This window comes from Halomonas gemina, assembly GCF_023554995.1.
GTDB classification, from domain to species: domain Bacteria; phylum Pseudomonadota; class Gammaproteobacteria; order Pseudomonadales; family Halomonadaceae; genus Halomonas; species Halomonas gemina.
In genome coordinates, this window is record NZ_JAMJPK010000005.1 from 267,304 (window position 1) to 292,206 (window position 24,903).

Here is a 24,903-nt window from a genome sequence, read left to right on the forward strand (position 1 = left end):
TTGATAATCGTTCGTATTGGTGGCATGGTGAGCGCCCTGCCCGGGACCACGACGGAGAGCCATGGTGAGGACCTTTCGCTTACAACTGCCGGCCGGCATTGCCCTCGGACTGCTGTCCCTCGGCCTGCTCCAGGCGCAGGAGCCACTGGTCGAGGAGGCCAGCCAGGCCCAGCGCAGCCAGGCCGAACTCCAGGCGCGCATCGACGCGGCCGATGACGAGACCCGCGAGCTGCTCCGTGAGCTGCGCCGGGTGGAGGCCGAGACTCGGCGCCTGGAGGCGCGCAGCGACGCCCTGGCGCCTCGCCTGGAGCGTCGGGGCGAACGCCTGGACAGCCGCGAGGCGGCGCTGGCGACGCTGGCCGAGACCCGCGAGGCGCTGCCGCAGCTCGAGCAGGCGCTGGTCTCGCGCCTGCGGATCTGGGTGGAACGCGACCTGCCGTTCCTGAAGGAGGAGCGCCTGGCCCGCGCCGAGGGCCTCGAGGCCGGCCTCGACGACCCCGACGCCTCGGCCGCGGAGCGCCTGGATCGTACCCTCGCCGCCTGGCGCACCGAGCTCGACTACGGCCGCGAGTTGGACGCCTGGCGCGGCACCCTGGGTGAGGAGGAGGCCCGTCGCGAGGTGGACTTCCTGCGCCTGGGTCGGGTGGGCCTCTATTATCTGACCCCCGACGGGCGCGAGGGTGGTGTCTGGCGTGCCGACGAGCGGCGCTGGCAGAAGCTCGACGAGGCCGGGCGTGCAGAGCTGCGCCTCGGCCTGCGCATCGCCCGTGACCAGCGGGCGCCGGAGTTGCTGACACTGCCGGTCTCCCGGTCGCTCGAGCGGACAGATACCACCACCGACGCGGAGGCGAGTTCATGAGTCATCCCTGGACGCGTGTTGCGCGTCGCTCCCTGGCAGGGCTTGTGATGGGGGGGCTGATGGTCACCGTCTTGCCCGCCCATGCCCAGGACGAGCCCCTGACCACCCTGCGCGCCGAGCGCGAGGCGGCCGAGGTCCGCGATGCCGCACGGCTGGCCGAGCTGGTCGAGGATCGCGATGCCCTGCAGGCGGCCCTCGAGGCGGCGCGGGAGCGCCACGAGGAGGCCGAGGAACGCTTCGCGGCCCTGTCGGAAGCGGAACAGGCTCAGCTGGCGCGTCGCGACGAGCTCGACGAACGCCAGGCCGAGCAGGGTGATGAGCTGACCGCGGTACTGGACACCCTGGCACGTCATAGCGGCGAGCTGCGCGATGCGCTGGCCGAGAGTTGGGTCACGGTGGGTGGCGCCGAGTTGCCGCCGCGCCTCGATGACGCCGAGGTGCTCCGGCCAGGGCATCTTGAGGCCCTGGGCGATGCACTGATGACGCTGACCGACGAGACCGGCCGGGTGGTCGCCTTCGACGCGCCCGTGGCGAGCGGCAACGGCGAGATCGCCACCCGCGAGGTGGTGCGCCTGGGCGCCCTGGCGGCCTTCAGCCAAGGCGCGCTCTTGGAGCCTGGCGCCGTGGAGGGCGTGCTCTCCACGGCGTCGCGCACGCCGGGGGAGGTCAGCGAGCTGCTTGTCGATTTCCAGGCCGGGGAGGGTGACCGCCTGGCACTGGACCCCACCCTTGGCCAGGTCATCGAGGCCCTGGCCCAGCGGCCCAGCCTGACGGAACGCTTACAGCAGGGGGGCGCCGTGGGCTATGTGGTGGTGGCCCTGGGCGCCATCGGCCTGCTGGTGGGGCTGCTGCAGTATGCCTACCTGCTCAGGGTGAGCGTGGCGATGCGCCGCCAGTTGCAAGACCTCAGCCGGCTGCGCGGGGATAACCCCCTGGGCCGGGTGCTGCTGCGCTTCCGGGCGCTCGCCGACGACCCCGTGCCCGAGGCCCTGGAGGCACGCCTCGACGAGGCGGTGCTGGCCGAGTTGCCGCGCCTCGAACGCGGCCAGCCGCTGGTCAAGCTGCTCGCCGGCGTGGCGCCATTGCTGGGCCTGCTGGGCACGGTCACCGGCATGATCGTCACCTTCCAGGCGATCACCGTGTTCGGCACCGGCGACCCGCAGCTGATGGCCGGCGGCATCAGTCAGGCGCTGGTGACCACCGTGCTGGGCCTGATCACCGCGGTGCCGCTGCTGTTCGCCCATACTGCCCTGGCGGGGCGCAGCCGCCACCTGGCCGGGGTGATGGAGGGCCAGGCCAGTGCGGCTCTCGCCGAGAGTCTCGAGCAGCGCCAGGCCACCCCAAGCGCATCCGGGAGCGAACACCGTGCTGCCGCTCTGGCTTGAGCCCCTGGCACGGCTGGTCGATGCCGGCGGGATCATCCTGGTCGGCATCGCCGGGGTGGCGGCGTTGCTGTTCAGCCTTGCCCTGGAGCGGGTGCTGTTCTTCCGCCTCACCTATCGCCGCGCCCGTCGTGCCCTCATCGTGCGCTGGGCGTCCCGCGATGACCACCTCAGCTGGAGCGCCCTGACCCTGCGCGAGGTGTGGACCCGCGAGCTGATCGCCCGGCTGCGGCGCCCGCTGCCCTGGCTGAAGCTGCTGGTGGGACTCTGTCCGCTGCTCGGCCTGCTGGGTACCGTCACCGGCATGATCGCCGTCTTCGACAGCCTGGCGCTGAGCGATACCGGACAGGCGCGGGCCATGGCCGACGGCGTGGCGCGGGCCACCCTGCCCACCCTGGCCGGCATGGCCGTGGCGGTGGTGGGGCTGCTGTTCACCAGCCGACTCGAACAGATCATCCGGCGCGAGGACCAGCGGTTGCATGACCGCCTGGCCCGCGCCGTGGAGGATTCCCATGCGTAGACGCCGCAGCCTGGCCGCCGAGGGAGGCGATACCGGCGAGATCAACCTGACCCCGATGCTGGACGTGGTCTTCATCATGCTGATCTTCTTCATCGTCACCACCAGCTTCATCAAGGAGAGCGGTGTGGAGATCGAGCGGCCCGAGTCCAGTGCCGCCAGCCCCCAGCCCGATGCCCAGCTGATGGTGGCGATCACCCCGGAGGGGGCCGTGTGGGTGGATGGCGAACCGGTGGACGCCCACCGCGTCGGCGAGGCGGTCGCCGCACTGGTCAGCGGCGATGGCGGGGTGGTGATCCAGGCCGATCGCGAGGCCACCACCGGCCTGCTGATCGAGGTCATGGACCGCATTCGCGAGGCCGGCGTGGAGCAGGTCGCGGTGGCCGCGACCCGGGGCGCGCCATGACCCGGGTGCCCGTCGCGGCGCTGGCTGGCGTGACCCTGGCGCTGCTGCTGTTCTGGCTGCTGGCGCTGCTGGTATCGCCGCCCGAGCCGGAGATCGAGGTGCTGGAGATGAGCATGCCGCTGACCAGCGTCGAGGCGCCCGAGGCCGAGCCGGAACCCGAGGCGGCCGAGCCGGTGGCCGAGGTCGCCCCGCCGGCGCCGGTGACGCCCCCGCCGATGCCGGAACCCGCGCCGATCGCGCAGAATCGTATGGCGCTGCCCGAGCCGGAACTGCCGCCGGAAGCGGCCGAGCCGCTGGAACTCGACACCACACTGCCGGAGCTCAGCGAGGTCCAGCCGGAGCCGCAACCCGAGCCGGAGCCGCAACCCGAGCCTCGATCCGAGCCGCAGCGTGAGCCGGCGCCGTCACCCGAGCCGGTGGCCGAATCGTCGACGGAGCCGGCCGAGTCCTCCCGCCAGGCAGCCAGCGCCAAGCCGGCCAGCAGCGAGCCGGTGGACGTGGGCCGGGTCGCGCCGACCGAGCGGGTGCCGCCCGACTACCCGGCGCGGGCCCAGCGTCGTGGCCTGGAGGGGCACGTGGAGCTGGCGTTCGTGATCCGAGCCGACGGTCGAGTCGACCCTGCGAGCATCCGCGTGCTCTCCGCCCGGCCGCGCAACGTCTTCGACGATGCCGCCCGCCAGGCGGTCGCCCAGTGGCGCTTCGAACCGGCCGACGGCCTGCGTCGCGCCCGGCAACGCCTGGAATTCCAGCTGAGATAGCCTGCCAAAGGAGCTCCCATGTCGCGCCTTCGTCGCCTTTCCCTGGTCATCGCCGGCTGGCTGCTGGGGGCTCCCGTGGCCCTGGCGGCGCCGGCAATGCCGGGATCCTTTATCGACGACCTGGAGCGCCTGCAGCAGCGCCTCGAGGCCGGCGAGATCGAGGCAGTGAGCGAGCGGGCGGCTTCCCAGGCCGAGCGCCTGGCCGGCGGCAACGCCGCCGACCGCTGGGCCCGGGCCCTCTACCTGCAGCTGGCCGCCGGGGCCGCGGCACGCGCCGACGATCCGGCGACGGCCGCCGACCATCTTCTCGCCGCCCGCGAGATTCGTGGCGTGGAGTCGGCGCAGCAGGATCGTTGGCAGCGCGACGAGGCACGGCTTCGCCTGGCGGCGGGGGAAGCCGCCGAGGGTGCCAGGCTGCTGGCCGACTGGATCACGCGCCATGACGGCGAACCGCGGGATCGCTGGCGACTGGTGCGGGCGCTGGCCGAGCTGGAACGATGGGATAATGCCGCCGACTGGGCGGAGCGCGCCCTGGCCGTCACCCCCTCGCCCAGCGAGCCCCAGCGCGGCCTGGCCATCACGGTGTTCAGGCGCGCCGGCCTCGATGCCGAGGCCCTCGCGTTGCTGGCCGACGGCCTGGGCGAGAGTTCCGACGCCGAGCGCTGGCGTCAGGCCGCGGCCCTGGCCCGACGGCTCGGCGATGCCGGCCAGGCGGCGGCCATCTGGGAGGCCGGCTGGCGGCGCGGGGTGCTCGCCGGCAGCGAGGACCTGCATCGCCTGATCGAGCTGCACCTGGCCGGTGGCACCCCGGCGCGGGCGGCCGAGTTCCTGGCCGAGGCGCTGGAGGAGGGCGAGCTGGAAGATAGCGAGGCGCACCGGCGCCTGCTGGCCCAGGCCTGGGAGGCGGCGCGCGACCGCGAGCGTGCCCTGGCTGCCTGGGAGGCCCTGGCCAGGCGCAGCGACGCCGGCGAGGACTGGCTAAGGCTCGGCCAGCTGGCCCACACCTGGGGCCGTCAGGCCCTGGCCGAGCGCGCCCTGGGCCGGGCCCAGGCGCTTGGCCAGGGCGACGCCGAGCGCTGGCTCGAGGCCATGGCCACGACGGCCGCCCCCTAGGTCATCGACAGCAGGGTGGGGCGACTGCCTACGATGTCAGCTCCGTCCAGACCGGCGCATGGTCGGAGGGCTTCTCCATGCCGCGCAATTCGTAGTCGATACCGGCATCCGCCACCTTGTCGGCCAGCGGCGCGCTGACCAGGATATGGTCGATGCGCAGGCCGCGCCGGGGCTCCCGCTCGAAGCCGCGGGAGCGATAGTCGAACCAGCTGAAGCGGTCGTCTGACGTCGGGTAGCGAAGGCGGTAGCTATCGGTGAGCCCCCAGGCCTTGATGCCGGCGAGCCACTCGCGCTCCACCGGCTGGAAGCTGGTCTTGCCCTCGCGCAGCCAGCGCTTGCGGTTGGCCTCGCCGATGCCGATGTCGCTGTCCTCGGGTGAGATGTTGAAGTCGCCCATCACCGCCAGGCGCTCGTCGGGGCGGTGCTGCGTCTCCAACAGGCGCTGAAGCTGGGCATAGAAGGCGCGCTTGTAGGGAAACTTCAGGGGGTGCTCGACATTCTCGCCCTGGGGGAAGTAGCCGTTGTACACCGTGATGGGGGCGCCGTCTCCCGGGAGCAGCCGCGCCCCGATCATGCGCCGCTGGGCCTGTTCGCCGTCATCGGGGAAGCCGTAGTAGACCGCTTCCGGTTCGCCGCACTGGGCTGTGTCGACCATCAGTGCCACGCCATAGTGGCCCTTCTGGCCGTGGTAGAAGACGCGATAGCCAAGCGCTTGCACCGCCGCCACGGGGAACTCGCTGTCCTGAACCTTGGTTTCCTGCAGGCCGATCACCGCCGGGCGATGCGCCTCGACCAGGGCGGCGAGCTGGTGCAGGCGGGCGCGGATGCCGTTGATGTTGAAGGAGACCAGCCGCATCCTCAGTCGTCCTTCCGTTCAGGGGTGTCGTCGCCGGCGCGCTCGGGGTGGATGGCGATCGGCTGTCCCTGCTCCTGGCGGGCCATCCTGCGGGCCGCCTGCAGCTTGCGCTGCTGGCGCTTCTTCTGGGTGAAGCGGGTCGTCGAGGTGACCTGGTCGGGATTCTCGTGGCGCCACTTCTTGAAATCCTTGCGCTTGCCGGTGCGGATCTGCACCTTGTCGGCGAGCGAGCGGGTCTTCTTTCGGCGTGTCATGATGCAACTCCTTGCATGAATGGGCGCCATTCTACCAGTCGCGGCGGCTCAGCCGACAGCGGCGAGCCGCGGCAGGCGTCCGGGGCGCGCCCTCGTCGCCGGAGACTGGTACAATGCCGGTTTGCGTCATGCACCCCATCCACCGATACGGACAAGACAGCAAAGCCTATGAGCGAGTCGGAACAGACCACAGCACCGGCCCAGAATCGCAAGCCCAAGCGTCGCCGGCGCAAGCCGCGTCGTCGCCAGTCGAACTGGGACCTGCGCCAGTTCCAGGTCCCCGTCGTGGCGGGCAAGTGGCGCTTCCATGACTTCGACTTGCCGCTGCCGTTGATGCGGGCCATCCATGCCTTGGGCTTCGAATACTGCACGCCCATCCAGGCCGAGGCCCTGGCCCAGACCCTGCTGGGCGGTGACGTGGTGGGCAAGGCCCAGACCGGCACCGGCAAGACCGCCGCCTTCCTGATCTCGATCCTCGCCTACTTCCTCGAGGAGGAGGCACCCAACGGCCAGAAGCCGGGCGCACCGCGGGCGCTGATCGTGGCCCCGACCCGCGAGCTGGCGCTGCAGATCGAGAAGGACGCCAAGGCCCTGGCGCGCTTCACGGACCTCAAGGTCGCCAGTGTCGTGGGTGGCATGGACTACCAGAAGCAGCGCGAGGCGCTGGGCGACAGGCTCGATATCCTGGTCGCCACCCCGGGCCGGCTGCTGGACTTCCACGAAAAGCGCGACGTCGACCTCACCCAGGTGGAGGTGCTGGTGCTGGACGAGGCGGACCGCATGCTCTCCATGGGCTTCATTCCCGACGTCAAGCGCATCATCCGCCACACGCCGAGCAAGGAGCAGCGCCAGACCTTCCTGTTCTCGGCCACCTTCAGCCAGGACATCCTCAACCTGGCCAGCCAGTGGACCCATGAGCCGGCCCACGTGGAGATCGAGGTCACCGTCGACAACGCCGCCGACATCGACCAGCGCGTCTACCTGGTCGGCGACGAGGACAAGCAGCGCCTGCTGGTCAACCTGCTCAAGCAGGAGAGCTTCGACCGGGTCATGGTGTTCGGCAACCGCCGTGACCTGGTGCGCAAGCTTGACGACCTGCTCGAGAAGGCCGGCATCAACGCGGCCATGCTCTCCGGCGATGTTCCCCAGAACCAGCGCATCGAGACCCTCGAGAAATTCCGCGAGGGCCAGATCCAGGTGCTGGTGGCCACCGACGTGGCGGGGCGCGGCATCCACATCGAGGATGTCAGCCACGTGATCAACTACACCCTCCCGGAAGACCCCGAGGACTACGTGCACCGCATCGGGCGCACCGGTCGCGCCGGCGCCAAGGGGGTGTCGATCAGCTTCGTGGGCGAGGAGGACGCCTTCTCGCTGCCCGAGATCGAGCGCTACATCAACGACAAGCTGCCCTGCGAGCATCCGCCCGAAGGCCTGCTCTGACGGCCCATGCTTGAGGAGGCGCTGAAGGCCGAGATCCAGGAGGCCTATAGACGGGTACTGGAGGGCCTCGAGCTCACGCCGCGCTACGGCCAGCGGCTGATGATCGCCGAGATCGCCCGCACCCTGGCGGGCATCGAGGCCGACGAGGCCGGCAAGCGCGTTAGCGACGAGCACGTCTGCGTGCTCGAGGCTGGCACCGGGACGGGCAAGACCCTGGCCTACCTGCTGGCCGCGCTGCCGGTGGCGAAGGCCCGCGGCAAGCGGCTGGTCATCGCCACCGCCACCGTGGCGCTGCAGGAGCAGGTGCTCCATCAGGACCTGCCGGCGCTCAAGGCCCACAGCGGGCTCGACTTCGACTATGCCCTGGCCAAGGGGCGCGGACGCTATGTCTGCGTGGCGCGCCTCGACCAGGCGCTGGACGGCGGGGAGGAGAACGCCACCCTGTCGCTCTTCGAGCAGTCCCTGGCCAGCGGCGGCGACGACTTCCAGGCGTTGGCCAAGGAGCTGGGCGAGGCCTACGGCAACGGCCGCTGGGAGGGCGACCGCGACAGCTGGCCCGAGGCCATCGAGGACAGCCACTGGCGCCGCCTCACCGTGGACCACCGCCAGTGCACCAACCGCCGCTGCGGCCACTTCGGAGCCTGCGCCTTCTTCCGTGCGCGCCGCCATCTCGAGAGTGCCGATGTCATCGTCGCCAACCACGACCTGGTGCTGGCCGACCTGGCGCTGGGGGGCGGGGTGGTACTGCCCGCCCCGGGCGACTGCATCCACGTCTTCGACGAGGGACATCACCTGCCCGACAAGGCCCTCCAGCACTTCACCTACCGCTTCGCCGTGGGCGGGGCACTGCGCTGGCTGAAGACCCTGAAGAGCTCGCTCACCGAGCTCAATCAGGCGCTGGCCGTCCAGCCGACCCTGGCACGGCTGCTGGCGGGCCTCCCGGAGGCGATCAACGCCCTGGAACCCCGGCTCGGCGAGGCCTTCGCCCTCGGCCACCAGCTGGCCGGTCGCCCCCAGGGGCTGGCCGACGGCGAGGAGAGCCGGCACCACCGCCTGGAGATGGGGCGAGCCCCCGAGGCGCTGCGCGAGCAGGCCGGGGGGCTGGTGGTGCTCTTCGCCGAGCTCTCCCGGACCCTGGAGGGCATGGCCGATATCCTGCGCGAGAGTCTCGACCCCGACAAGCACACCGGCCTGCCGCGGGAACAGGCCGAGGCCTGGCTGCCGCTGGTGGCGCTGCTCCATGGGCGAGCCCTGGAGGCCCATGTCCTGTGGCTGGCCTTCGCCGAGGCAGACCCCGAGGGCGAGCCACCCCGTGCGCGCTGGCTGACCCTGGAGCGCTTCCATGGCGAGCCCGAGCTGACCTTCTCGGCCAGCCCCGTCTCGGCGGCCCATACCCTGGCGAAGAGCCTATGGGGAAGCACCTTCGGCGCCGTGGTGACCTCGGCGACGCTCACTGCCCTGGGGCGCTTCGAGCGGCTGCAGGAGCGTGCCGGGCTGGCCAACCGCTATCGCTACCAGCGCCTCCCCAGCCCCTTCGACTACTCCCGGGCGGTGCTCAGCGTGCCCCGGGAGGCGGTCGACCCCGCCGACCGCGAGGGGCACGAGCGGGCCATCGTCGACTTCGTGGAAGGGCTCGGCGACCGGGAGGCGGTGCTGATGCTCTTTTCTTCACGGGCCCAGCTGCGCGGCGTCGAGAAGGCGCTGTCGACGGCGCGCCGCGAGCGGGTGCTGGCTCAGGACCGGTTGCCCAAGCGCGAGCTGATCACCCGCCACCGGGCGCGGGTGGACGCGGGGGAGGGCAGCATCATCTTCGGCCTGGCGAGCTTCGCCGAGGGGATCGACCTGCCCGGTGACTACCTCACCCATGTGGTGATCACCCGGCTGCCCTTCTCGGTGCCGGACGATCCGGTGGGGGCGACGCTGGCCGAGTGGATCGAGAGCCGCGGCGGCAATGCCTTCATGCGCATTAGCGTGCCGGACGCCTCGATCAAGCTGGTCCAGGCCTGTGGCCGGCTGATCCGCAAGGAGGCCGACAGCGGGCGCATCACCCTGCTCGATCGCCGGGTGCTGACCCGCCGCTACGGCCGGGCACTGCTCGATGCCCTGCCCCCCTTCGTGCGCGAGATCGACGGCGTGCGTGAGGTCTGAGCGGCAGGGTCAGGGGTGAAGGGGAGAAGGCCGCGTCCAGAGGCGGTGTCGCTCCCAACGAATGGGCCCGCCTGACGGCGGGCCCATGCTCATGCGGATCGCGACAGGGGTCAGGCGGCCTGGCATCGCTCGGCCAGGACCGGCGTGAGCTTCTCGTTCATGCGCTTGAAGGCCTCGACGGTGGTGTCCCAGTCGATGCAGGCGTCGGTGATCGATACGCCGTACTCCAGCTGGCTGGGGTCATCGGTCATCTTCTGGTTGCCCCAGCCGATATTGGATTCGACCATCAGGCCGATGATCGAGCGATTGCCCTCGAGAATCTGATTGGTGACGTTCTCCAGCACCAGCGGCTGCAGGGCCGCATCCTTGTTGGAGTTGGCGTGGGAGCAGTCGATCATGATGTTGGGCTTGATCCCGGCCTTCTTGAGCTCCTGCTCGGCCATCGCCACGCTGACGCTGTCGTAGTTGGGCTTGCCGTTGCCGCCGCGCAGCACCACATGGCCGTAGGCGTTGCCGCGGGTGCGGATGATCGCCACCTGGCCGGCCTGGTCGATGCCCAGGAAGTTGTGCGGGTGAGAGACCGACTTCAGGGCATTGACCGCGACGTCGAGGCTGCCATCGGTGCCGTTCTTGAAGCCTACCGGGCAGGAGAGCCCAGAGGACATCTCGCGGTGGGTCTGGGACTCGGTGGTGCGGGCACCGATCGCCGACCAGCTGATGCAGTCTTGCAGGTACTGGGGCGAGATCGGGTCCAGCGCTTCGGTGGCCAGTGGCAGGCCCATCTCGGCGAGCTCGACCAGCAGCCTGCGGGCGATGTGCAGGCCCTCCTCGATCTCGAAGGAGCCATTGAGGTGGGGGTCGTTGATCAGGCCCTTCCAGCCCACCGTGGTGCGGGGCTTCTCGAAGTAGACGCGCATCACAATGTAGAGGCTGTCCTTGACCTCGTCGCTTAGCCGGCGCAGGCGGCGGGCGTAGTCCAAGGCGGCATCCACGTCATGGATGGAGCAGGGCCCCACCACCATCAGCAGGCGGGGGTCGCGGCCGTCGAGGATGGCCTGGATCGTCTCGCGGCTCTCGATCACCGTGTGCTCGGCGGCCTCGGTGAGGGGAATCTCCCGCTTCAGGGCCTCGGGGGTGATCAGGACGTCCTGGGCGAGAACGTTGAGGTTGTTGACCTGCTGCTCTGACATTGTGCTTCCTGTGTCGTGTCTGCGCTGATGGCGATGTCCAGTGGCATCTACTATCGCGCGCGGGGCCGGCAAATTCAATCGCCGCGGGAACCCGCCGGGCCGCGGCCGGTCCCATCGCCGGCACCGGGTCAAGGCAACCGGCTTGATGGACGTTCAAGAAACAGGAACACTTGTACCTCTCGCGATTCATGACCCTGACCATTCCGCGGCTCCAAGGCCCAGGTTGACACTATGCTAGCAACGCCAGAACGTTCGCGACCCGCCGGGTCGCCACTCGCGCCGCTCTGTTCGGGGAGGGCCTGAATGGGCACCCGGGAAACCGACCAGCAGCTCGTCGAGCGCGCCCAGAAGGGGGACACCCGCGCCTTCGATCTGCTGGTGAAGAAGTACCAGCACAAGATCATCGGCCTGATCGGCCGCTACGTCCACGACCATGCCGAGGTGCAGGATGTGGCGCAGGAGGCCTTTATCAAGGCCTACCGGGCACTGGGCAAGTTCCGCGCCGAGAGCGCCTTCTACACCTGGATGTACCGCATCGCCATCAACACCGCCAAGAATTACCTGGTCTCGAAGGGGCGTCGCCCGCCGGGTAGCGATCTGGACATCGTCGATGCCGAGATCGTCGATCACAGCGGGCGGTTGGCCGACACCGAGACGCCTGAGGCGGCCATGGCCCGCGACCAGCTCGAGGCGGCCATCTTCGAGGCAATCGAAGCCCTGCCCGACGACCTGCGCACGGCGATCACTCTGCGTGAGCTCGACGGCCTCTCCTACGAGGACATCGCCGCGATCATGCAGTGTCCCGTGGGTACCGTACGTTCGCGGATCTTCCGGGCCCGGGAGGCGGTGGACCAGCATATCCGGCCGTTCGTCACCACCGCCCGCAACCAGGAACCGGTGGTCGAATGAGGCGCCGGAAACGAGAAACTGCATGCTTTTTGACGTTTTGCTGAACTGTCCGGCTTTTGCGTCGTCATATGCGGTGACCGGCCCGCTACCAGCGGGCAACAACATGCCGACATGGCCAGGGCGACACGCGCCGATGTCGGGATCAACAGGCTGTCAAAAGACCCTGACCGGGTCGCCTTGTCGAGTGTGAGGGTGTGAAGAATGAGTCAGAATGCACGGGAATCGCTTTCTGCCCTGATGGACAACGAAGGGGATGAGCTGGAGCTGCGTCGAGTGCTGAAGGCACTGGACGACTCCCCGGATGCGGCCGAGACCTGGCGCCGTTACCACCTGATGCGCAGCCTGATGCGGCGGGAACCGGAGGTCGATGTCGCCACCGACCTCTCGGCCGGCATCATGGCGCGCCTCCAGGACGAGCAGCTGCCCCGGGTCGACGCCGGCGGGGGGGCCGGTCGTCCCATCTCGCTGGCGCGCGGCGCCGGCATCGCGGCCGCGGTGTCGCTGATGGTCATCAGCGGCGTGCAGTTCTACAACGGCAGTCTCGACTCGGGGCAGGCCCCCGCCGAGGTGGCCTCCCAAGGCCAGCCAGCGGGTGATCTGCAGGCAAGCCCTGCCGCCCTCGGCGGGTCGGAGCTGGCGGCCTCGGGCCCCGACAGCCGTCCCTCACTGCCGGGCCTGCCGCTTTTCCAGACGCCCTCCGGGGACTCCCGTGGCGCGATGACGGTGGGGGCGGGTTTCGATTCGCCGCTGTTCCTTTCCCCCCGGCAGTCCGCCCGGGATGACCAGCAACAGGCACAGCTGCTCCAGTCTTACCTGGACCGCCACGCCGAGGGCGCGGCCTACCGCAGCGGTGATACCTGGATGCCGCTGCTGCGCGCGTCCGGTAGCGAGTCCCTGGGGCAGCACTGATGCATCAGGGTCGTCCGACCCGCCGGTTCGGCGGGATGCTGGTCGCGGCCCTGCTGACCCTCTCGTCAGGCGCCGTGGCCCAGTCCGGCACCGACCAGGACCAGGCCGAGCGGTTCGACTGCCGCTCACTGGCGGAGCGTGAGCCACCCGAGACGGCCCTGGGGTGGCTGGAGCGCAGCCTCTGGGCCAACCACTGCTACGAGTTCCAGGCACGTGCGGTTCGCATCGGTGGTGACGGGGTTCGTTCCCTGGCGCTCTCCCATGATGTCGTCGAGGGCGTCGAGCGCGAAGTGGCTCGGTTTCTTGACGGTCCGGCGGTGGTCTTCGAGCGGCGCGGGCGTATCGGCAGGTTGAGCTGGGCCGAGGGTGACGCTCCGGCGCCGGCCTCGCCGGCAGGCATCGCCGAACATCTCGAAGGCCTCTACCGCCTTCAGCTGAGCGGCGAGGAGCGCCTTGCCAATCGCAACACCATCCGTCTCGACATCGAACCCCTGGATGGCATGCGCTACGGCCACCGCCTCTGGCTCGATATCGCCACCGGGCTGCCGCTCAAGCAGATCCTGCTGGACGAGCAGGGGCGCGTGGTGGAGACCTTCCAGATCACCGAGTTGCGCCAGCCGCAGCTGCACCAGGGGGAGGTCGGCCTCGACCGACGCCGTGAGCGTCCGGATGAGCCCTGGCACCCCGCCTGGTTGCCGACGGGCTTCATTCCCCAGCCGGTGGAGACCCGCAGCGCCCGCCATGACGACGACGTAGGTCACCAGGTCTACAGTGATGGGCTCGCCACCCTCAGCCTGTTCGTGGAACCCGTGGAGGGACCAGACCAGCTGATTCCGGGCATGCATCGCCTGGGTGTCTCCCATGCGGCCGTCCGTCATCGCGAGCTCGGCGGTCGGACCCGTCAGGTGGTGGTGATGGGGGAACTGCCACCCGGTGTCTTGCTGCGTGTGGCCGACTCGGTGGAGTGGCAGGACGGCAATGAGGGCGACATGCCCTGAACCTTTTGACGCACAGGCGGTATCAAGGGATTCGTCCCTTTCCATCCCTTGTTGACGCAGGAGCCTTTCATGAAGCGCATGACTCGACACCTCTCCCTCTGGATGTTGCTCGCCATGGCCCTGCTGACGTGGCAGTCGGCCGTGGCTCGTGAGCTGCCGGACTTCACCGAACTGGTCGACCAGGCCGCCCCCGGGGTGGTCAACATCTCCACCTCGCGCATGGTGGAGCGCCAGGCGTCGCCCTTCCATGACTTCGGCGGCCAGGAGATTCCCGAGATCTTTCGCCACTTCTTCGGTGACCGCTTCCCTATACCGCCCGGCGGGGGCCCTGGGCGCAGCGAGGAGCGCCAGTCGCTGGGGTCGGGCTTCATCATCGACGAGGCCGGCTACATCATGACCAATGCCCACGTGGTGGAGGGCGCCGACGAGATCCTGGTGCGCCTCAACGACCGGCGCGAGCTTAAGGCCGAGCTGGTCGGGGCCGACGCCAAGACCGATGTCGCCCTGCTCAAGGTGGACGCCGACGGTCTGTCACCCCTCGCCCTGGGGGATTCCGATGACCTGCGGGTTGGCGAGTGGGTCGCTGCGATCGGCTCGCCCTTCGGCTTCGATCACTCGGTGACGGCCGGCATCGTCAGCGCCATCGACCGCACCCTGCCCCGGGACGCCTACGTCCCCTTCATCCAGACCGACGTGGCGATCAATCCGGGCAATTCCGGCGGTCCGCTGTTCAACCTGGATGGCGAGGTGGTCGGCATCAACTCTCAGATCTTCACCCGCAGTGGCGGCTTCATGGGTCTGTCGTTTGCGATTCCCATCAATGTGGCCCTGGACGTGGCCGACCAGTTGCGTGATGACGGGCGCGTCAGCCGCGGCTGGCTGGGGGTGATGATCCAGCCGGTGTCCCGGGACCTGGCCGAGTCCTTCGGCATGGACAACCCCGAGGGGGCGCTGGTCGCCGACCTCGATCCCGAGGGGCCGGCAGCTCAGGGCGGGCTGCGGGCCGGTGACGTCATCCTCGAGGTCGATGGCGAGGCGGTGGAGAGTTCCAGCACCCTGCCGCGGCTGATCGGTCGCGTCAGCCCGGGCAGCGAGGTGGAACTGACGCTGCTGCGCGATGGCAAGCGTCGCGAGGAGACCATCACCGTGGGTGACTGGCCCGACAGCGAGGGTGCCATGGCGAGTGGCCAGGGCGCGGATCCGGCGCCGGCGAGGCTGGGCATCGCCGTGGGGCCGCTGGAGGACGCCGAGCGGAGTGAGCTCGGCATCGAGGGCGGCGTGCGCGTGCGCGAGGTGGACCCGCGCGGCAGCGCCGCGCAGGCGGGCATCCGTAGCGGCGATATCCTGGTCAGCATCGACCATCGTGCGGTGGCGGGCCCGGAACAGCTGGCCGAGCTGGTGGCCGAGCTGCCCGATGACCGGGCGATTCCGGTGCGCCTCTATCGCGACGGCCGTTCGCTGTTCGTGGCGCTGCGCCTCTCCCGCGACTGATCTCCCCGCTGCGACAGGCCACCGTGATCGCGCGACCCGATGGCACCCGCCGTCGGGTCGCTGTATCTGGCAGGCTCATCTCGCTACAATGTCGCCCAATCCGATCAGAGCCCGTCAGCCGACCGCAGCGCGATCCATCGTGTCGGCCGTGGCTCGACACCCACAAGGCAGAATCGACTCGATGTCCCAAGACGCAACCGCCGATCCCCTCAAGCACATCCGCAACTTCTCGATCATCGCCCACATCGACCATTAACTCCGCTTCACTGACCCCGCCTGACTCTTCCTGCACTCGATAACCTCCTTGTTTCTCCTCGCTTAACCACCTACTGTCACGCTCAGACAATCTCAAGCATCCGCTGAAAGGCGCTAGAAACTTGCACAGATGTGTGTACATAATCGGCCCCTATCACATCGATGCTGGGGAGCATGTACACATGGCGCTGACCGACGCCTGGCTGAAGGCCGTCTACCGCAAGCCGCGCGAGACCACCACCGAGAAGGCCGACCGCGATGGGCTGGGCGCCCGGGTGACCCAGACCGGCAAGGTCGTGTTCCAGCTTCGTTTCCGCTACCAGGGAAGGGCGGCGCGCATGGACCTGGGCGCCTATCCGGCGATGACGCTCAAGCAGGCTCGCACTGAGGCGCTGCTGCGCCGCGGGCAGATTGACCAGGGAAAGGACCCCAGGGTCGAGAAGCGCATCGAGCAGGCGACGATCGCAGCAGCCCATACCAACGAGTCGCTGGTTCGCCTGTGGCATGAGCGCTATTGCCAGGCGAAGAAGGTGGGGGCGAAGGAGATCCTGCGCAGCTTCGAGCTACACGTCTTTCCCGAGCTGGGCAGCCTGCCGGCCGATGCCACCGGACTGGCTACCTGGATGGACATGCTCGAGCCTCTGGCCGAGCAACGCCCGCGCATCGCCGAACGGGTGCTGGCCAACATGAAGCAGGTGCACAAGTGGGGCGCGCGCCGCGGGCTCGTGGAGAATCAGCCTTTGGCGCCGATCAGCGCGCAGGAGGATCTGCACGTCAATCGCCATCGGGTAAAGGGGCGATCCCTCACCGACGAGGAGCTGGCGGTGGTATGGCAGGCGATGGAGCGTTCACGGATGCCGCTGCGCTCCAAGCTTTACGTCAAGCTGTGCCTGTTCTTCGGCTGTCGGCCGGGGGAGTTGGGTGGTGCCAGGGTAGGGGAGTTCGACTTCGAGGAGGGGGTGTGGGAGATACCGCCGGAACGGCACAAGACGGGAAGGAAGACGGGGAAGGCGTTGCGCCGACCCATCATTCAGGAGGTCAAGCCGTGGCTGCGCGAGGCCATGCGCCTCTCGCACAATCCCAGCCTGCTGTTCAGCGCCGAGTCATCGGCGGTGCCGCTCAATGACCGGGCGGTGCTGAGCTATCCCTACAACATCATGCGGGTGGCGAAGAATCAGATGGGTGTGAAGATGGCCCATTGGTCGCTCTACGACTTGAGGAAGACGGCTCGCACCAACTGGGCCACGCTGGCGGAGCCGCACGTCTGCGAGCTGATGCTGGGGCATGTTCTGCCCGGCACCTGGCAGGTCTATGACCGCCACGACTACCTGGAGGAGCAGGCAGCCGCTTACCGGGCATGGTGGGAGCGCATCATGCGGCTCGTGCCTGGCGATCCTCCCAGGTCTTGACGTCGCGTTCTCGCCAGCGCGCCTCGTGGCCGTGGCCGCCGGGCACCACCGGGCGAGGAAAACCGCGTTGGCGCTGCCAGCGGAGCAGGGTGTCGCGGTTGCGCCCGTAGCGCTCACAGAGCTCGCTGGTGCTGATCAGTCGGTCGTCAGTCATGGTCTTCTTCCTCCTGGCAGTTCTCACATTGGTGGCCGCCATCACCCCAAGTTCCGCACCGGGTCCAGTGAAAGGCGCCACCGCAATCGACACAGAAACCGGCCTCGCTGTGGTCTACCATCTCACCGCATACCGGGCAGTCGCCGCACGGCATCATGTCTTCGGGATCCATCACTCACCTCCCGCCTGCTGTAGCAGCTGCCGGGCCTGGTGCCCGGCGCTACGCAGTCTGTCCCGTGCCTGCTCGGCGGCCATGCTGGTACCGCCATGCGCCTGGCGCTTCTCACGATAGGTGCGCTCACGCTGCTGCAGGTCGTTAAGCGCCTTGAGCAGCTCGCCCCAGCTCGGGCTCACGTCCATGCCGTTGTCCTCGCTCACGCTTCACCTCCTTTAGCTTGAGGAATGTCCTGCCAAGCGATGGGGTCGTCATAGTGCATAGCCAGCAGCTCACCTGAGACTGGCTCCACCCAAGCGCTGCATTGTTGGTGACCGCGACCACCGGGCGCGTAATACCAATCCCAATATCCGACTGATACATCACCTGACTTGAATAACAGGAGAAGCTTAGGGGGCTCGACCCACGCGGGGTCCGTTATCATCTTCGCGCCACCCCCTTTTGGCGCTGTGTTTATAGGCTGCCAATCTCTCACGCCCCACCTCCTTCGGCCTCGCGGCGCTTCTCATCGGCCCGTTCCGAAAGCCACTGCTGTACCTCGCCGCCGCTCCACATCTTGCGGAGCATGACCGGGAAGCGCAGCGAAGCGATCACCTCGGAATCCCGGCGGGCGAGGGCGGCATTCCCAATCTCGTCGGGTTCGTCCAGGAGGTGACCGACCTCCAGTTCGCTCCAACAGGCCGCTTCGCCATTCAGGTGGTAGCCGGCCAGCCCGTCAGAATCCTGAATCAAGGCCCTGACTTCATCGGCCAGGGCGGCATAGCGTGCCGCCAGCGCCTCCACCCTGGCCGGCGCCTCCTTGGTCAGGTCGGAGCCCGGGGCGAGGCCCAGAATCGACCCGATGCGGTGCAGCGCGTCGGCCTGGGGGCGGAGGTTGTTCAGTAGCTCCTCGCGCCGATCGAGCATGGAGTTCAGCACCTCCTTTTCGCGCTCCAGTTCGTCGATCCGGACGCAAAGCTGGTTCTGAACAGACTCCTCGCCGGGTGGGGTCCAGCCCAGCTTTTCCAGTGCCTCCCTGACGCCCTGGTCACGCAGGTTCATGATGTGCTCGGTAATGGAGCCCCGGATACTGTCGGATTCACGCACCTCCTGACGTATCTCGTCGGCGTTGAACCTGGTGTCTATCTTGATGGCGTTGGTCATCGTCCTTCTCCTTTCGTCACCAGCGGCCATGCCCTCACCACGTCGTGGTGGTGATGCCTGGGGTTTCCGCCGTCTCGCGCCTGCTGGAGCATGTCGCGCCAGGTGTCGGTCAATTCGGCGAGCTGCTGCGCCTGGCCGGTTTCGAGCTCTACCGTGTGCCGGTACTCGTCGCCGTTGTCGGCCACGAACACCGTCTCGGCCTCGATGCGCCACAGGAACTTGCCGGCCTCGCCATACTCCGCTGCCGGCATGCGGCGATCCGCCGGCACGCTGGGCGGGAAGCGCCATGTGCCATGCAGGCCGTGGATGACCTCGCCGCCCTGCTCCTGCTGAATCGGGATGCCGTCGAAGCGCGCGCCGATCAGCCAGCGACGGGCGCGGGCGATGTAGCGATCCACCCCGGCGCGGCCCATGCCGGCGGCGCGGTTGTGGCGCTGGGCCTTGGCGGCAGCGCGGCGTTGGGTGCGGTTCATGCTGGAACTCCCAGGGCTCGCCGAGCCCGCTTCAACTCCTTGCCCTTCGGCTTGATCACCTCCACCACCCTTGCGCTGGGGCACTGCCAGGACAGCCCGTCCTCGGTGCAGTCCGGGTCTGCCTCGAGATCGCCGACCGGCTGGCACTGGTACACGACGCCATCCGGCCAGGCGCAGGCATACAGCAGCGCCGCGGCATAGCTGGTGGTGAGGTAGACGCGATCCTTGCGGTGTACCTCGGCGGCGCCGTAGTCCGATAGCGAGGGGGCGCCCGTTTCGGTGGGCGGTAGCAGTCGATCGCCGTGGCGGCGACCGGCTGGGCCGCCGTGGTAGTAGGTGGTCATACAGCCCCCTCCACCCACGCCTGCCAGGCGGCGTTGGCATCAGCGAGCTCCATGGCTCGGGCGCCAAGCTCGCCGTACAGCTCTATTGCGTCGGTCCAGTTCATGCAGCCTCCTTGGGCGCCGTCATAAAGCGGCGCTCGTGGGTGAAGTTGGCCTCGACGATGGCGCGGGCCATCGGCGGGCAGACTGAATTACCAATCAGGCGCACCTGCTGGTACTTCGGCACGGGCCGCCCCTGCACCCGGGCGAACTGGTAGTCCTCGGGGAAGCCCTGGGCCATGGCCAGCTCGTGCGGCTGGAGCATGCGCATGCCGATGTCGGTGATCACGTACTCCTCACCCTCGATAGTCACGGTCACCAGCCCGAAGCGGTCCCGGGTGGGCATGGTGTGCAGTGGCTCGCCGCACTCCTGCCCGATGCCGCGGCCGTAATACTTCACCAGGAAAGCGGCGACCGACTCGGCATGGCCATTTCCGAGGCCGCTGGCCTGCTGCAGGGTGACGGCCACCGGTGCGCTGTGGTCGGTGGCGGTGATGGTCGGCAGCGGCTGACGCAGGTCGGCACCCACCACGCCGCCGTAGTGCTTGGCCAGGAAGGCCGAGACCAGGGCGAAGCTGCCGCCCTTGGGCCAGGCGGTGATGGTGCGCAGCGGCTCGCGAAGGGCGTTGACCAGCTCCGAGCCGTTGCCGTAGTTGGCGATCGGCACGATGAAGGGCTCGCCGCTCTCGACCACATAGCGCATCACGCCCTTGGCGATGCGGCGCAGGGTGGCCTCGGCCAGTGGCCGGGTGCGCTCGAAGATGCTGGGGCAGGGCAGCGACCAGTCGATGCAGCTGGCGGCGGTGCGCCAGGCGGGACGCTTGCCCCGGCGGACGTCCGGCGAGGCCGGGTCGCCGTGGGTAGGCTTCGGCCAGGCGATCGGCAGGCTGTCACGCCGGGCTACCAAGAATAGCCGCCGGCGGATGGTCGGAGCCCCGAAGTCACACGCGCGCAGGATCCGCCAGTCCACCTGGTAGCCGTGGCGCTTGAGGGTGCGCACGAAGCCGCGGAAGGTCTGCCCCTTGCGCGCAGGGTCCGGCACGATGCGGCCCTGGGCGTCCTTGATCAGCGGGCCCCAGTCGAGGAACTCCTCCACGTTCTCCAGCACGATCACCCTGGGCTTTACCTTGGCCGCCCAGCGGGCTGCCACCCAGGCGAGGCCGCGCACGCTCTTCGATACCGGCCTTCCGCCCTTGGCCTTGCTGTGGTGCCGGCAGTCTGGCGAGAACCAGGCCAGCCCCACCGGCATGCCGTGGGTCGCCTGCTCGGGGTCGATGTCCCACACGTCGGCCACGCTGTGCTCACTGCCCGGGTGGTTGGCGGTGTGCACGGCGATGGCGGTCTGGTCGTGGTTGATGGCGAGGTCCACCGGCCGGCCCAGTGCCTGCTCGATGCCCTCGGATGCACCGCCACCGCCAGCGAAGTTATCGACCACCAGCTCGTGGCCGAAGAGGTTGAGACTGGTCACTGGCTCCCTCCAGAATCAGAAAGCCCGCCGGGTGGCGGGCAGGTGTGGTTGGTTGACGGCTCAGGCGGCGCGCTTGACGCGCATCCGCATGCGCTCGGCGTTGCTGCGCTTTCGTCGCCTGCCGTTCTCGGTCGCTTGCTTGCGGACCTGCGAGGGCATGGCGGCGAGGCGCTTGTAGATGGTCCCGGCCGCCACCGGCGTACCCAGCGCCGTCAGGTGCCGGGCGGCCTGGGGTACGCTCAGGCATCGCGCCTCGATACAGTCGATGATGGCGGCATCGATGGGCGCCCAGTCCCGGCGCCGCCAGCCCATGCGGGCCTTGTGGGTCAGGCCGATGCGCTGGGCAGTGCCGCGGGTCTCGATGACGCCACGCCCCAGGTCGGCGGCGATGTCGGCATACCGATATCCAGCAGCGAGCAGCTCGTCGAGGCGGTCGTATTCGACCCGACTCCATGGTCGGCGTGGCTGTGGCATGGGGCCTCCGTGAGAAAGGGCCCCGCAGGGCCCGGTATCGTCAGGGGTTGAAGGTGCCCTGCAGGCACTCGAGCTCGGGCAGCGCCTCCTCGATTCGGCCGGCGAACTCCTCGGCGATCTCGGCATTGGTGGCATCCAGCGCCATGGCGCGAAGCCGGAAGCCCGGGCCACCCTTGGTCAGGCTGGCGACGCGCATGGCGAAGTCGCGCTCGTCGAGGCCGTCATGCGGGGCGAAGCGCCAGGTGATCACCGCCGGCAAGCGCTCGGCGTTCTTCACCGTCACCTTGTTCATGACGCCAACCTGAGAGCTGTGCTCCTGCTTGTCGCTGTCGATGCTGGTCAGGTCGTCGATGGAGACCTTGCGGAAGGCATGCAGCACCTTGCGCAGCTCCAACGACTCGCCCTTGCTGTTCTCGAAGACCATCAGGTGGCCCCAGTCCTCGAGCAGCTCGACGATGCTGTCCTGGTCGTAGGTATTGCCGTTGGCGCGCAGGAAGTCGGTGAACTCCGGCGTCTTGGGCAGCACCAGCGAGGCGACGTGATCGCAGTGGCCGGGCTCGTGGACGTGGCCGATGTCGAGATAGCAGCGGGCTGACATGGCGTCACGGTCGATGAAGATCGGCGTCTGGCGCGGCGCATTGGCATCGAAGCGCGCCTGAACGTAGGCGTTGAAGGCGGCCAGACTCTGGGTCTCGAACTTGCCGCGGAACCGGCGGCGCTGGGCGCGGTACTTCTCGAGGTCGGCGAGCTGGAACTCACTACCCAGGATTAGGGCCTCGCCGTCTAGGACCTCGGTGCCGGTCTTGTGGCTGGCCTCGATATGCTGAAGGGCTTCCTTGGTCAGGCTCACTGGTCATTCTCCTGTTGCTGCTGGGTGGTCTTGCGGTGCTGGTGGCCGATCATGTCGAACTGGTTCTTCGGCTCCAGGGTCATCTCGCCGCCCTGGTTGACGTACATGACCGTTTCGGTGGTGTGGTCCTCGGCGGTGGTGCCGTGAGCGGTGGGCACCTTGAAGGACAGCTTGTGGATCACGCCGACCTGACTGCCGGAACCGATGTTCTCGACGGTCAGCTCGAGCGAAACCTTGGCCTTCTTCTTGGGGTTGTCGGTAGCCGCGGCGGCCGCGTGGCTGAGGATGGTGCCGAGACGCTCGGCGAGAACGCCGCCGTCCAGATCCTCGAAGAACGCCGTGACGTTGGTGGGGTGACTCATTGCAGTGCCCTCCTGGGGCGGGTGATGGGGCCTGCCGGCCCCGGGTGGGTGATCAGGCGGCCTCGAGCGAGGCCAGGGCGTTGCGGTAGCCGCTCCACTTCTCGACACCGGCATCCAGCAGGGCGTAGAGCTTGGCCTGGTCGGCGACGAGGGCTTCGTACTCCTTGCGGCTGATGGTTACCGTCTCGGGCTTGGCGACCTGGCTGCCACGCTGGAAGTTACCGGCGGCCTGGCTGATGCGACTGGTGTCGATCGGGCCCCGGGTGGTGTGCTCGACGGTCTGGTCATCACCGGCACCGGGATCGACGCCGACATGCGCCGGATCCTGGCTGGGCGCCGCGTGGCTGGTGGCCTCGGCTTCCTGGGCGGCCTGGGCCTTGACTGCTTCTTCCTGCCGGATCCGTTCGCGCTCGGCCTCGAGCTTCTTCTGCTCCTCCTGCTTGTGATGGGCGATGCGGTTTTCGACCTGCAGCTTGATGAAGTCGGCATCCTTCTGGATCAGCTCACGCCAGTCGCTGAACAGGAAGGCGTGGTCGCCCTGGTGCTGCTCTAGCAGTGCCTGGTTGTCCGTCAGGCGTTTGGCCTCCTGCTGGGCCTCGATCTTGGCGCGGGCTACCTCGTCATCGGCGGCGGCCTGCAGGGTGGCGATGGTCTTCTTGCCCTTCATGGCGCCGGCCACGTCCAGGGTGCTGGTGATCGCCACCGGGGAGAGGACTTCGTTGGCCAGCCATGACCGGAAGTTCGCGTCGGCCTGGCGCTGAATGTCGAGCCGGCGATTTTCCTTCTCGGCCTTGACCAGCTTGTTGAGGTGCAGCCGCTTGCCGCGCATCGTCTCGGTCAGCTCGTCAATGGTGGCGAACACCTCGGCGATGCTGGCGGTCTGCTCGAGTGCGGCCTGCTTGCTGGCCTTGAGCTGCTTCTCGCCCTTCTCGAGGAACTTGACCGTGGACTCGGCATCGGCGAATTCCTTGTCGCTGACCAGCTTGGTCTTGATGCCCTTGATCATCGCCAGGGCGCGGGCCTTGAAGTCCGGCAGGTTGCTGGCGGTGACGGCGCCGTCCAGCTCGATGCGCAGCGCCGGCAGGTTGTCGGGCGCCTCACCCGCGGGCGCCACCTTCTGCTCGGTGGGCTGGTAGCTGGCGAGATCCTGGCGGAACTGGTCCCAGCCGGTGATCAGCTGGCTGGCGTGGAAGTCGTCCAGCGAGACCCAGATGTAGACCGTGTTCTCGTCGGTGCCGTCCGTCACCATGTAGAGCCACTTGTCGGCGCCGCTCACCACCAGCTGCTGGACGACCTGCCAGTAGTCCTCATCTGGGATAGCGCCGCCGCGCACCGTATCGGCCTTGACGGCATTCCACTGCTTACACTCCCAGCCGACATCCTCCAGCATGGTGATGCCATCCATGCTCGCCAGCAGGTTGGAGTGCTCCTCGCTAATGCCGGTGACGGGGAACAGCTCCTCGCCGACTATCTCCTCAGCCATTGGGCGGGCCTTGGCTTCGACCTCATGCCCCTTGTCCAGCACGTTACGCTGGAACCAGTCACTGAACTCGCGCTCCGATCCGGTCGCCTTCATGTGCAGAAGGTCGTTGCGCTTCACGTTCTTGGAGCAGGCCATCATGATCGAGGCCTCGCTGGCGGTGTCGTGATTGGCGCGCAGGTCGTGCCACTCCTGGCTGCCTTGTTGGACGTTGACGATTTTCATGCCTGCACCTCGCGAATCTGCTGTTCCTGTTCCTCGGTGAGCAGCGCCTTGCTGCTGACCATGGAGATGATCTGCTCGGGTGTGCGCTTGCCCGCCTCGATGGCGGCTTTCCAGGTTGGGAAGTTGTTGTCGAACTGGTCGGCGGGGTAATACGCCAGCGCCTCGCGTTGCGGGGTGACGTCGCGCTCCACGTTGGTCGAGCGGTAGCGGTCGGCCTCGTCCTCGTCGATGATTCCGGAGAGCCCGAAGGCGTAGCGGGCGCACTGGATCGTGGCTTTGTGGCGAAGCATCCGGACCGGCCACTTCTTCCAGGGCTCGCTGGTGCCGGCGCACTCCTGCAGGTACTCGGTGACCTCGGTGGCACGGCTGCGGTCCTTGCGGAAGATTCGGCAGGTGATCGCCATCAGGTTGCCGTTGCTATCGAGCTTGTCGTCGAACTCCATGCCGTCGAACTGCGGGTGGCCGTTGATGATTTTCAGCCAGCCGTCGATGCTGACGATCGGCTGAATGGCGCCGCGGTTGTTGAAGGCGTAGATCTCCTTGGCCAGCGGGTTCAGCCGGTATTCGTTGGCGATGGACATGAAGACCATCAGCTCCTCATGGCTGACCTGCTGCTGACCGCCTTTGGCCTTCATTAGCGTCTGGGTCATCAGGTTCTGGACGGTTTCAGGGTCCACGCTCAGCCGGGTGGCCATCATCTGAAAGGGCGTCTGCTGTTGCCCCTGATGCGGATGCTGGTGAACTTGCGCGGGCTGGTTCATAGGGGTGATACTCCTCAGTGATTCATTGCCAAGTGGATCATCCGGCCCGCCTACCTGT

27 protein-coding genes are annotated in these 24,903 nt (G+C 68.2%); 13 read left to right on the forward strand and 14 right to left on the reverse strand.

Annotation, left to right across the window (positions count from 1 at the left end; all coding sequences use genetic code 11):
* Positions 1 to 61: 61 nt before the first annotated feature.
* Genes M8009_RS12760 through M8009_RS12785 form a run of 6 tightly spaced genes read left to right on the forward strand, consistent with a single transcriptional unit; the run spans position 62 to position 5,035 of the window.
* Positions 62 to 859 (forward strand): DUF3450 domain-containing protein, encoded by a 798-nt coding sequence (locus tag M8009_RS12760; protein WP_250061692.1) that lies wholly within the window; start codon positions 62 to 64, stop codon positions 857 to 859.
* Complete coding sequence (locus M8009_RS12765) at positions 856 to 2,244, forward strand: MotA/TolQ/ExbB proton channel family protein (protein ID WP_250061694.1); 1,389 nt, start codon at positions 856 to 858, stop codon at positions 2,242 to 2,244. The genes M8009_RS12760 and M8009_RS12765 overlap by 4 nt, the downstream gene beginning before the upstream one ends.
* Positions 2,228 to 2,761, forward strand: coding sequence for a MotA/TolQ/ExbB proton channel family protein (locus tag M8009_RS12770; RefSeq protein WP_250061939.1), 534 nt, complete (start codon positions 2,228 to 2,230; stop codon positions 2,759 to 2,761). The genes M8009_RS12765 and M8009_RS12770 overlap by 17 nt, the downstream gene beginning before the upstream one ends.
* Positions 2,754 to 3,164 (forward strand): ExbD/TolR family protein, encoded by a 411-nt coding sequence (locus M8009_RS12775; protein ID WP_250061696.1) that lies wholly within the window; start codon positions 2,754 to 2,756, stop codon positions 3,162 to 3,164. The genes M8009_RS12770 and M8009_RS12775 overlap by 8 nt, the downstream gene beginning before the upstream one ends.
* A complete protein-coding gene (locus M8009_RS12780; RefSeq protein ID WP_250061699.1) occupies positions 3,161 to 3,922 on the forward strand; it encodes an energy transducer TonB in 762 nt (253 codons plus the stop codon). Before M8009_RS12775 ends, M8009_RS12780 begins: the two co-directional genes overlap by 4 nt.
* An 18-nt stretch (positions 3,923 to 3,940) precedes the next feature.
* Complete coding sequence (locus M8009_RS12785) at positions 3,941 to 5,035, forward strand: hypothetical protein (RefSeq protein ID WP_250061700.1); 1,095 nt, start codon at positions 3,941 to 3,943, stop codon at positions 5,033 to 5,035.
* 28 nt (positions 5,036 to 5,063) lie between these two features.
* Here the strand turns inward: M8009_RS12785 and xthA are convergent, their stop codons facing one another.
* Together xthA and M8009_RS12795 are read right to left on the reverse strand one after the other, a co-directional pair.
* Positions 5,064 to 5,891 carry an exodeoxyribonuclease III gene (gene xthA / locus M8009_RS12790; RefSeq protein WP_250061702.1) on the reverse strand — a complete coding sequence of 276 codons (828 nt, stop codon included), beginning with the start codon at positions 5,889 to 5,891 and terminating at the stop codon, positions 5,064 to 5,066.
* 2 nt (positions 5,892 to 5,893) lie between these two features.
* A complete protein-coding gene (locus tag M8009_RS12795) occupies positions 5,894 to 6,145 on the reverse strand; it encodes a hypothetical protein (RefSeq protein ID WP_250061705.1) in 252 nt (83 codons plus the stop codon).
* 168 nt (positions 6,146 to 6,313) lie between these two features.
* Here M8009_RS12795 and rhlB point away from each other — a divergent pair, with 168 nt between their 5' ends.
* On the forward strand, positions 6,314 to 7,588 hold the full coding sequence (rhlB, locus tag M8009_RS12800; RefSeq protein ID WP_250061706.1) for an ATP-dependent RNA helicase RhlB: 1,275 nt from the start codon (positions 6,314 to 6,316) through the stop codon (positions 7,586 to 7,588).
* Positions 7,589 to 7,594: 6 nt separating this feature from the next.
* Complete coding sequence (gene dinG, locus M8009_RS12805) at positions 7,595 to 9,736, forward strand: ATP-dependent DNA helicase DinG (protein ID WP_250061708.1); 2,142 nt, start codon at positions 7,595 to 7,597, stop codon at positions 9,734 to 9,736.
* Between the two features lie 110 nt (positions 9,737 to 9,846).
* On the opposite strand, the gene M8009_RS12810 is transcribed toward dinG, so the two are convergent.
* Positions 9,847 to 10,926 carry a 3-deoxy-7-phosphoheptulonate synthase gene (locus M8009_RS12810; protein ID WP_250061710.1) on the reverse strand — a complete coding sequence of 360 codons (1,080 nt, stop codon included), beginning with the start codon at positions 10,924 to 10,926 and terminating at the stop codon, positions 9,847 to 9,849.
* 303 nt (positions 10,927 to 11,229) lie between these two features.
* Between M8009_RS12810 and rpoE the strand changes: the two genes are divergently transcribed.
* The 5 genes from rpoE to M8009_RS12835 all read left to right on the forward strand — a co-directional run bounded on the left by rpoE (position 11,230) and on the right by M8009_RS12835 (position 16,897).
* Positions 11,230 to 11,835, forward strand: coding sequence for an RNA polymerase sigma factor RpoE (rpoE, locus tag M8009_RS12815; RefSeq protein WP_250061712.1), 606 nt, complete (start codon positions 11,230 to 11,232; stop codon positions 11,833 to 11,835).
* Positions 11,836 to 12,036: 201 nt separating this feature from the next.
* Entirely contained in the window at positions 12,037 to 12,744 is a 708-nt protein-coding gene (locus M8009_RS12820) for a sigma-E factor negative regulatory protein (protein ID WP_250061714.1), read from the forward strand.
* The gene (locus M8009_RS12825) at positions 12,744 to 13,742 is read left to right on the forward strand and encodes a MucB/RseB C-terminal domain-containing protein (protein WP_250061715.1); all 999 of its coding nucleotides are present in this window, start codon (positions 12,744 to 12,746) and stop codon (positions 13,740 to 13,742) included. The genes M8009_RS12820 and M8009_RS12825 overlap by 1 nt, the downstream gene beginning before the upstream one ends.
* Positions 13,743 to 13,811: 69 nt before the next feature.
* Complete coding sequence (locus M8009_RS12830; RefSeq protein ID WP_250061717.1) at positions 13,812 to 15,233, forward strand: DegQ family serine endoprotease; 1,422 nt, start codon at positions 13,812 to 13,814, stop codon at positions 15,231 to 15,233.
* 437 nt (positions 15,234 to 15,670) lie between these two features.
* Positions 15,671 to 16,897: a tyrosine-type recombinase/integrase gene (locus M8009_RS12835; RefSeq protein WP_250061719.1), complete on the forward strand. Its 1,227-nt coding sequence runs from the start codon at positions 15,671 to 15,673 to the stop codon at positions 16,895 to 16,897.
* Here M8009_RS12835 and M8009_RS12840 read toward each other — a convergent pair.
* The 11 genes from M8009_RS12840 to M8009_RS12890 all read right to left on the reverse strand — a co-directional run bounded on the left by M8009_RS12840 (position 16,860) and on the right by M8009_RS12890 (position 24,845).
* Entirely contained in the window at positions 16,860 to 17,051 is a 192-nt protein-coding gene (locus M8009_RS12840; protein WP_250061721.1) for a helix-turn-helix transcriptional regulator, read from the reverse strand. The two genes, M8009_RS12835 and M8009_RS12840, sit on opposite strands and share 38 nt — an antisense overlap.
* A 171-nt stretch (positions 17,052 to 17,222) precedes the next feature.
* Positions 17,223 to 17,429, reverse strand: coding sequence for a hypothetical protein (locus tag M8009_RS12845; RefSeq protein ID WP_250061723.1), 207 nt, complete (start codon positions 17,427 to 17,429; stop codon positions 17,223 to 17,225).
* Positions 17,430 to 17,697: 268 nt separating this feature from the next.
* Positions 17,698 to 18,369 (reverse strand): hypothetical protein, encoded by a 672-nt coding sequence (locus M8009_RS12850; RefSeq protein WP_250061724.1) that lies wholly within the window; start codon positions 18,367 to 18,369, stop codon positions 17,698 to 17,700.
* Positions 18,366 to 18,842 carry a hypothetical protein gene (locus tag M8009_RS12855; protein WP_250061726.1) on the reverse strand — a complete coding sequence of 159 codons (477 nt, stop codon included), beginning with the start codon at positions 18,840 to 18,842 and terminating at the stop codon, positions 18,366 to 18,368. The genes M8009_RS12850 and M8009_RS12855 overlap by 4 nt, the downstream gene beginning before the upstream one ends.
* Positions 18,839 to 19,186, reverse strand: coding sequence for a hypothetical protein (locus tag M8009_RS12860; protein ID WP_250061728.1), 348 nt, complete (start codon positions 19,184 to 19,186; stop codon positions 18,839 to 18,841). The genes M8009_RS12855 and M8009_RS12860 overlap by 4 nt, the downstream gene beginning before the upstream one ends.
* A 100-nt stretch (positions 19,187 to 19,286) precedes the next feature.
* The gene (locus M8009_RS12865; RefSeq protein ID WP_250061729.1) at positions 19,287 to 20,693 is read right to left on the reverse strand and encodes a DNA cytosine methyltransferase; all 1,407 of its coding nucleotides are present in this window, start codon (positions 20,691 to 20,693) and stop codon (positions 19,287 to 19,289) included.
* Between the two features lie 60 nt (positions 20,694 to 20,753).
* Complete coding sequence (locus M8009_RS12870; RefSeq protein ID WP_250061731.1) at positions 20,754 to 21,167, reverse strand: hypothetical protein; 414 nt, start codon at positions 21,165 to 21,167, stop codon at positions 20,754 to 20,756.
* Positions 21,168 to 21,207: 40 nt separating this feature from the next.
* Positions 21,208 to 22,017, reverse strand: coding sequence for a DUF2303 family protein (locus M8009_RS12875; protein ID WP_250061733.1), 810 nt, complete (start codon positions 22,015 to 22,017; stop codon positions 21,208 to 21,210).
* Positions 22,014 to 22,379, reverse strand: a complete 366-nt coding sequence (locus M8009_RS12880) for a hypothetical protein (RefSeq protein ID WP_250061735.1) — start codon at positions 22,377 to 22,379, stop codon at positions 22,014 to 22,016. Before M8009_RS12880 ends, M8009_RS12875 begins: the two co-directional genes overlap by 4 nt.
* Positions 22,380 to 22,431: 52 nt before the next feature.
* Positions 22,432 to 24,084, reverse strand: coding sequence for a YqaJ viral recombinase family protein (locus M8009_RS12885; protein ID WP_250061737.1), 1,653 nt, complete (start codon positions 24,082 to 24,084; stop codon positions 22,432 to 22,434).
* Positions 24,081 to 24,845: a RecT family recombinase gene (locus tag M8009_RS12890; RefSeq protein ID WP_250061738.1), complete on the reverse strand. Its 765-nt coding sequence runs from the start codon at positions 24,843 to 24,845 to the stop codon at positions 24,081 to 24,083. Before M8009_RS12890 ends, M8009_RS12885 begins: the two co-directional genes overlap by 4 nt.
* Positions 24,846 to 24,903: the final 58 nt, after the last annotated feature.

Bases quoted from the DNA above. Each gene is read 5' to 3' on its own strand.
- M8009_RS12760 (WP_250061692.1), top strand. From the start codon at position 62: ATGGTGAGGACCTTTCGCTTACAACTGCCGGCCGGCATTGCCCTCGGA.
- M8009_RS12765 (WP_250061694.1), top strand. From the start codon at position 856: ATGAGTCATCCCTGGACGCGTGTTGCGCGTCGCTCCCTGGCAGGGCTT.
- M8009_RS12775 (WP_250061696.1), top strand. From the start codon at position 2,754: ATGCGTAGACGCCGCAGCCTGGCCGCCGAGGGAGGCGATACCGGCGAG.
- M8009_RS12780 (WP_250061699.1), top strand. From the start codon at position 3,161: ATGACCCGGGTGCCCGTCGCGGCGCTGGCTGGCGTGACCCTGGCGCTG.
- M8009_RS12785 (WP_250061700.1), top strand. From the start codon at position 3,941: ATGTCGCGCCTTCGTCGCCTTTCCCTGGTCATCGCCGGCTGGCTGCTG.
- xthA (WP_250061702.1), bottom strand. From the start codon at position 5,891: ATGCGGCTGGTCTCCTTCAACATCAACGGCATCCGCGCCCGCCTGCAC.
- M8009_RS12795 (WP_250061705.1), bottom strand. From the start codon at position 6,145: ATGACACGCCGAAAGAAGACCCGCTCGCTCGCCGACAAGGTGCAGATC.
- rhlB (WP_250061706.1), top strand. From the start codon at position 6,314: ATGAGCGAGTCGGAACAGACCACAGCACCGGCCCAGAATCGCAAGCCC.
- dinG (WP_250061708.1), top strand. From the start codon at position 7,595: ATGCTTGAGGAGGCGCTGAAGGCCGAGATCCAGGAGGCCTATAGACGG.
- M8009_RS12810 (WP_250061710.1), bottom strand. From the start codon at position 10,926: ATGTCAGAGCAGCAGGTCAACAACCTCAACGTTCTCGCCCAGGACGTC.
- rpoE (WP_250061712.1), top strand. From the start codon at position 11,230: ATGGGCACCCGGGAAACCGACCAGCAGCTCGTCGAGCGCGCCCAGAAG.
- M8009_RS12820 (WP_250061714.1), top strand. From the start codon at position 12,037: ATGAGTCAGAATGCACGGGAATCGCTTTCTGCCCTGATGGACAACGAA.
- M8009_RS12825 (WP_250061715.1), top strand. From the start codon at position 12,744: ATGCATCAGGGTCGTCCGACCCGCCGGTTCGGCGGGATGCTGGTCGCG.
- M8009_RS12830 (WP_250061717.1), top strand. From the start codon at position 13,812: ATGAAGCGCATGACTCGACACCTCTCCCTCTGGATGTTGCTCGCCATG.
- M8009_RS12835 (WP_250061719.1), top strand. From the start codon at position 15,671: ATGGCGCTGACCGACGCCTGGCTGAAGGCCGTCTACCGCAAGCCGCGC.
- M8009_RS12840 (WP_250061721.1), bottom strand. From the start codon at position 17,051: ATGACTGACGACCGACTGATCAGCACCAGCGAGCTCTGTGAGCGCTAC.
- M8009_RS12850 (WP_250061724.1), bottom strand. From the start codon at position 18,369: ATGACCAACGCCATCAAGATAGACACCAGGTTCAACGCCGACGAGATA.
- M8009_RS12855 (WP_250061726.1), bottom strand. From the start codon at position 18,842: ATGAACCGCACCCAACGCCGCGCTGCCGCCAAGGCCCAGCGCCACAAC.
- M8009_RS12860 (WP_250061728.1), bottom strand. From the start codon at position 19,186: ATGACCACCTACTACCACGGCGGCCCAGCCGGTCGCCGCCACGGCGAT.
- M8009_RS12870 (WP_250061731.1), bottom strand. From the start codon at position 21,167: ATGCCACAGCCACGCCGACCATGGAGTCGGGTCGAATACGACCGCCTC.
- M8009_RS12880 (WP_250061735.1), bottom strand. From the start codon at position 22,379: ATGAGTCACCCCACCAACGTCACGGCGTTCTTCGAGGATCTGGACGGC.
- M8009_RS12885 (WP_250061737.1), bottom strand. From the start codon at position 24,084: ATGAAAATCGTCAACGTCCAACAAGGCAGCCAGGAGTGGCACGACCTG.
- M8009_RS12890 (WP_250061738.1), bottom strand. From the start codon at position 24,845: ATGAACCAGCCCGCGCAAGTTCACCAGCATCCGCATCAGGGGCAACAG.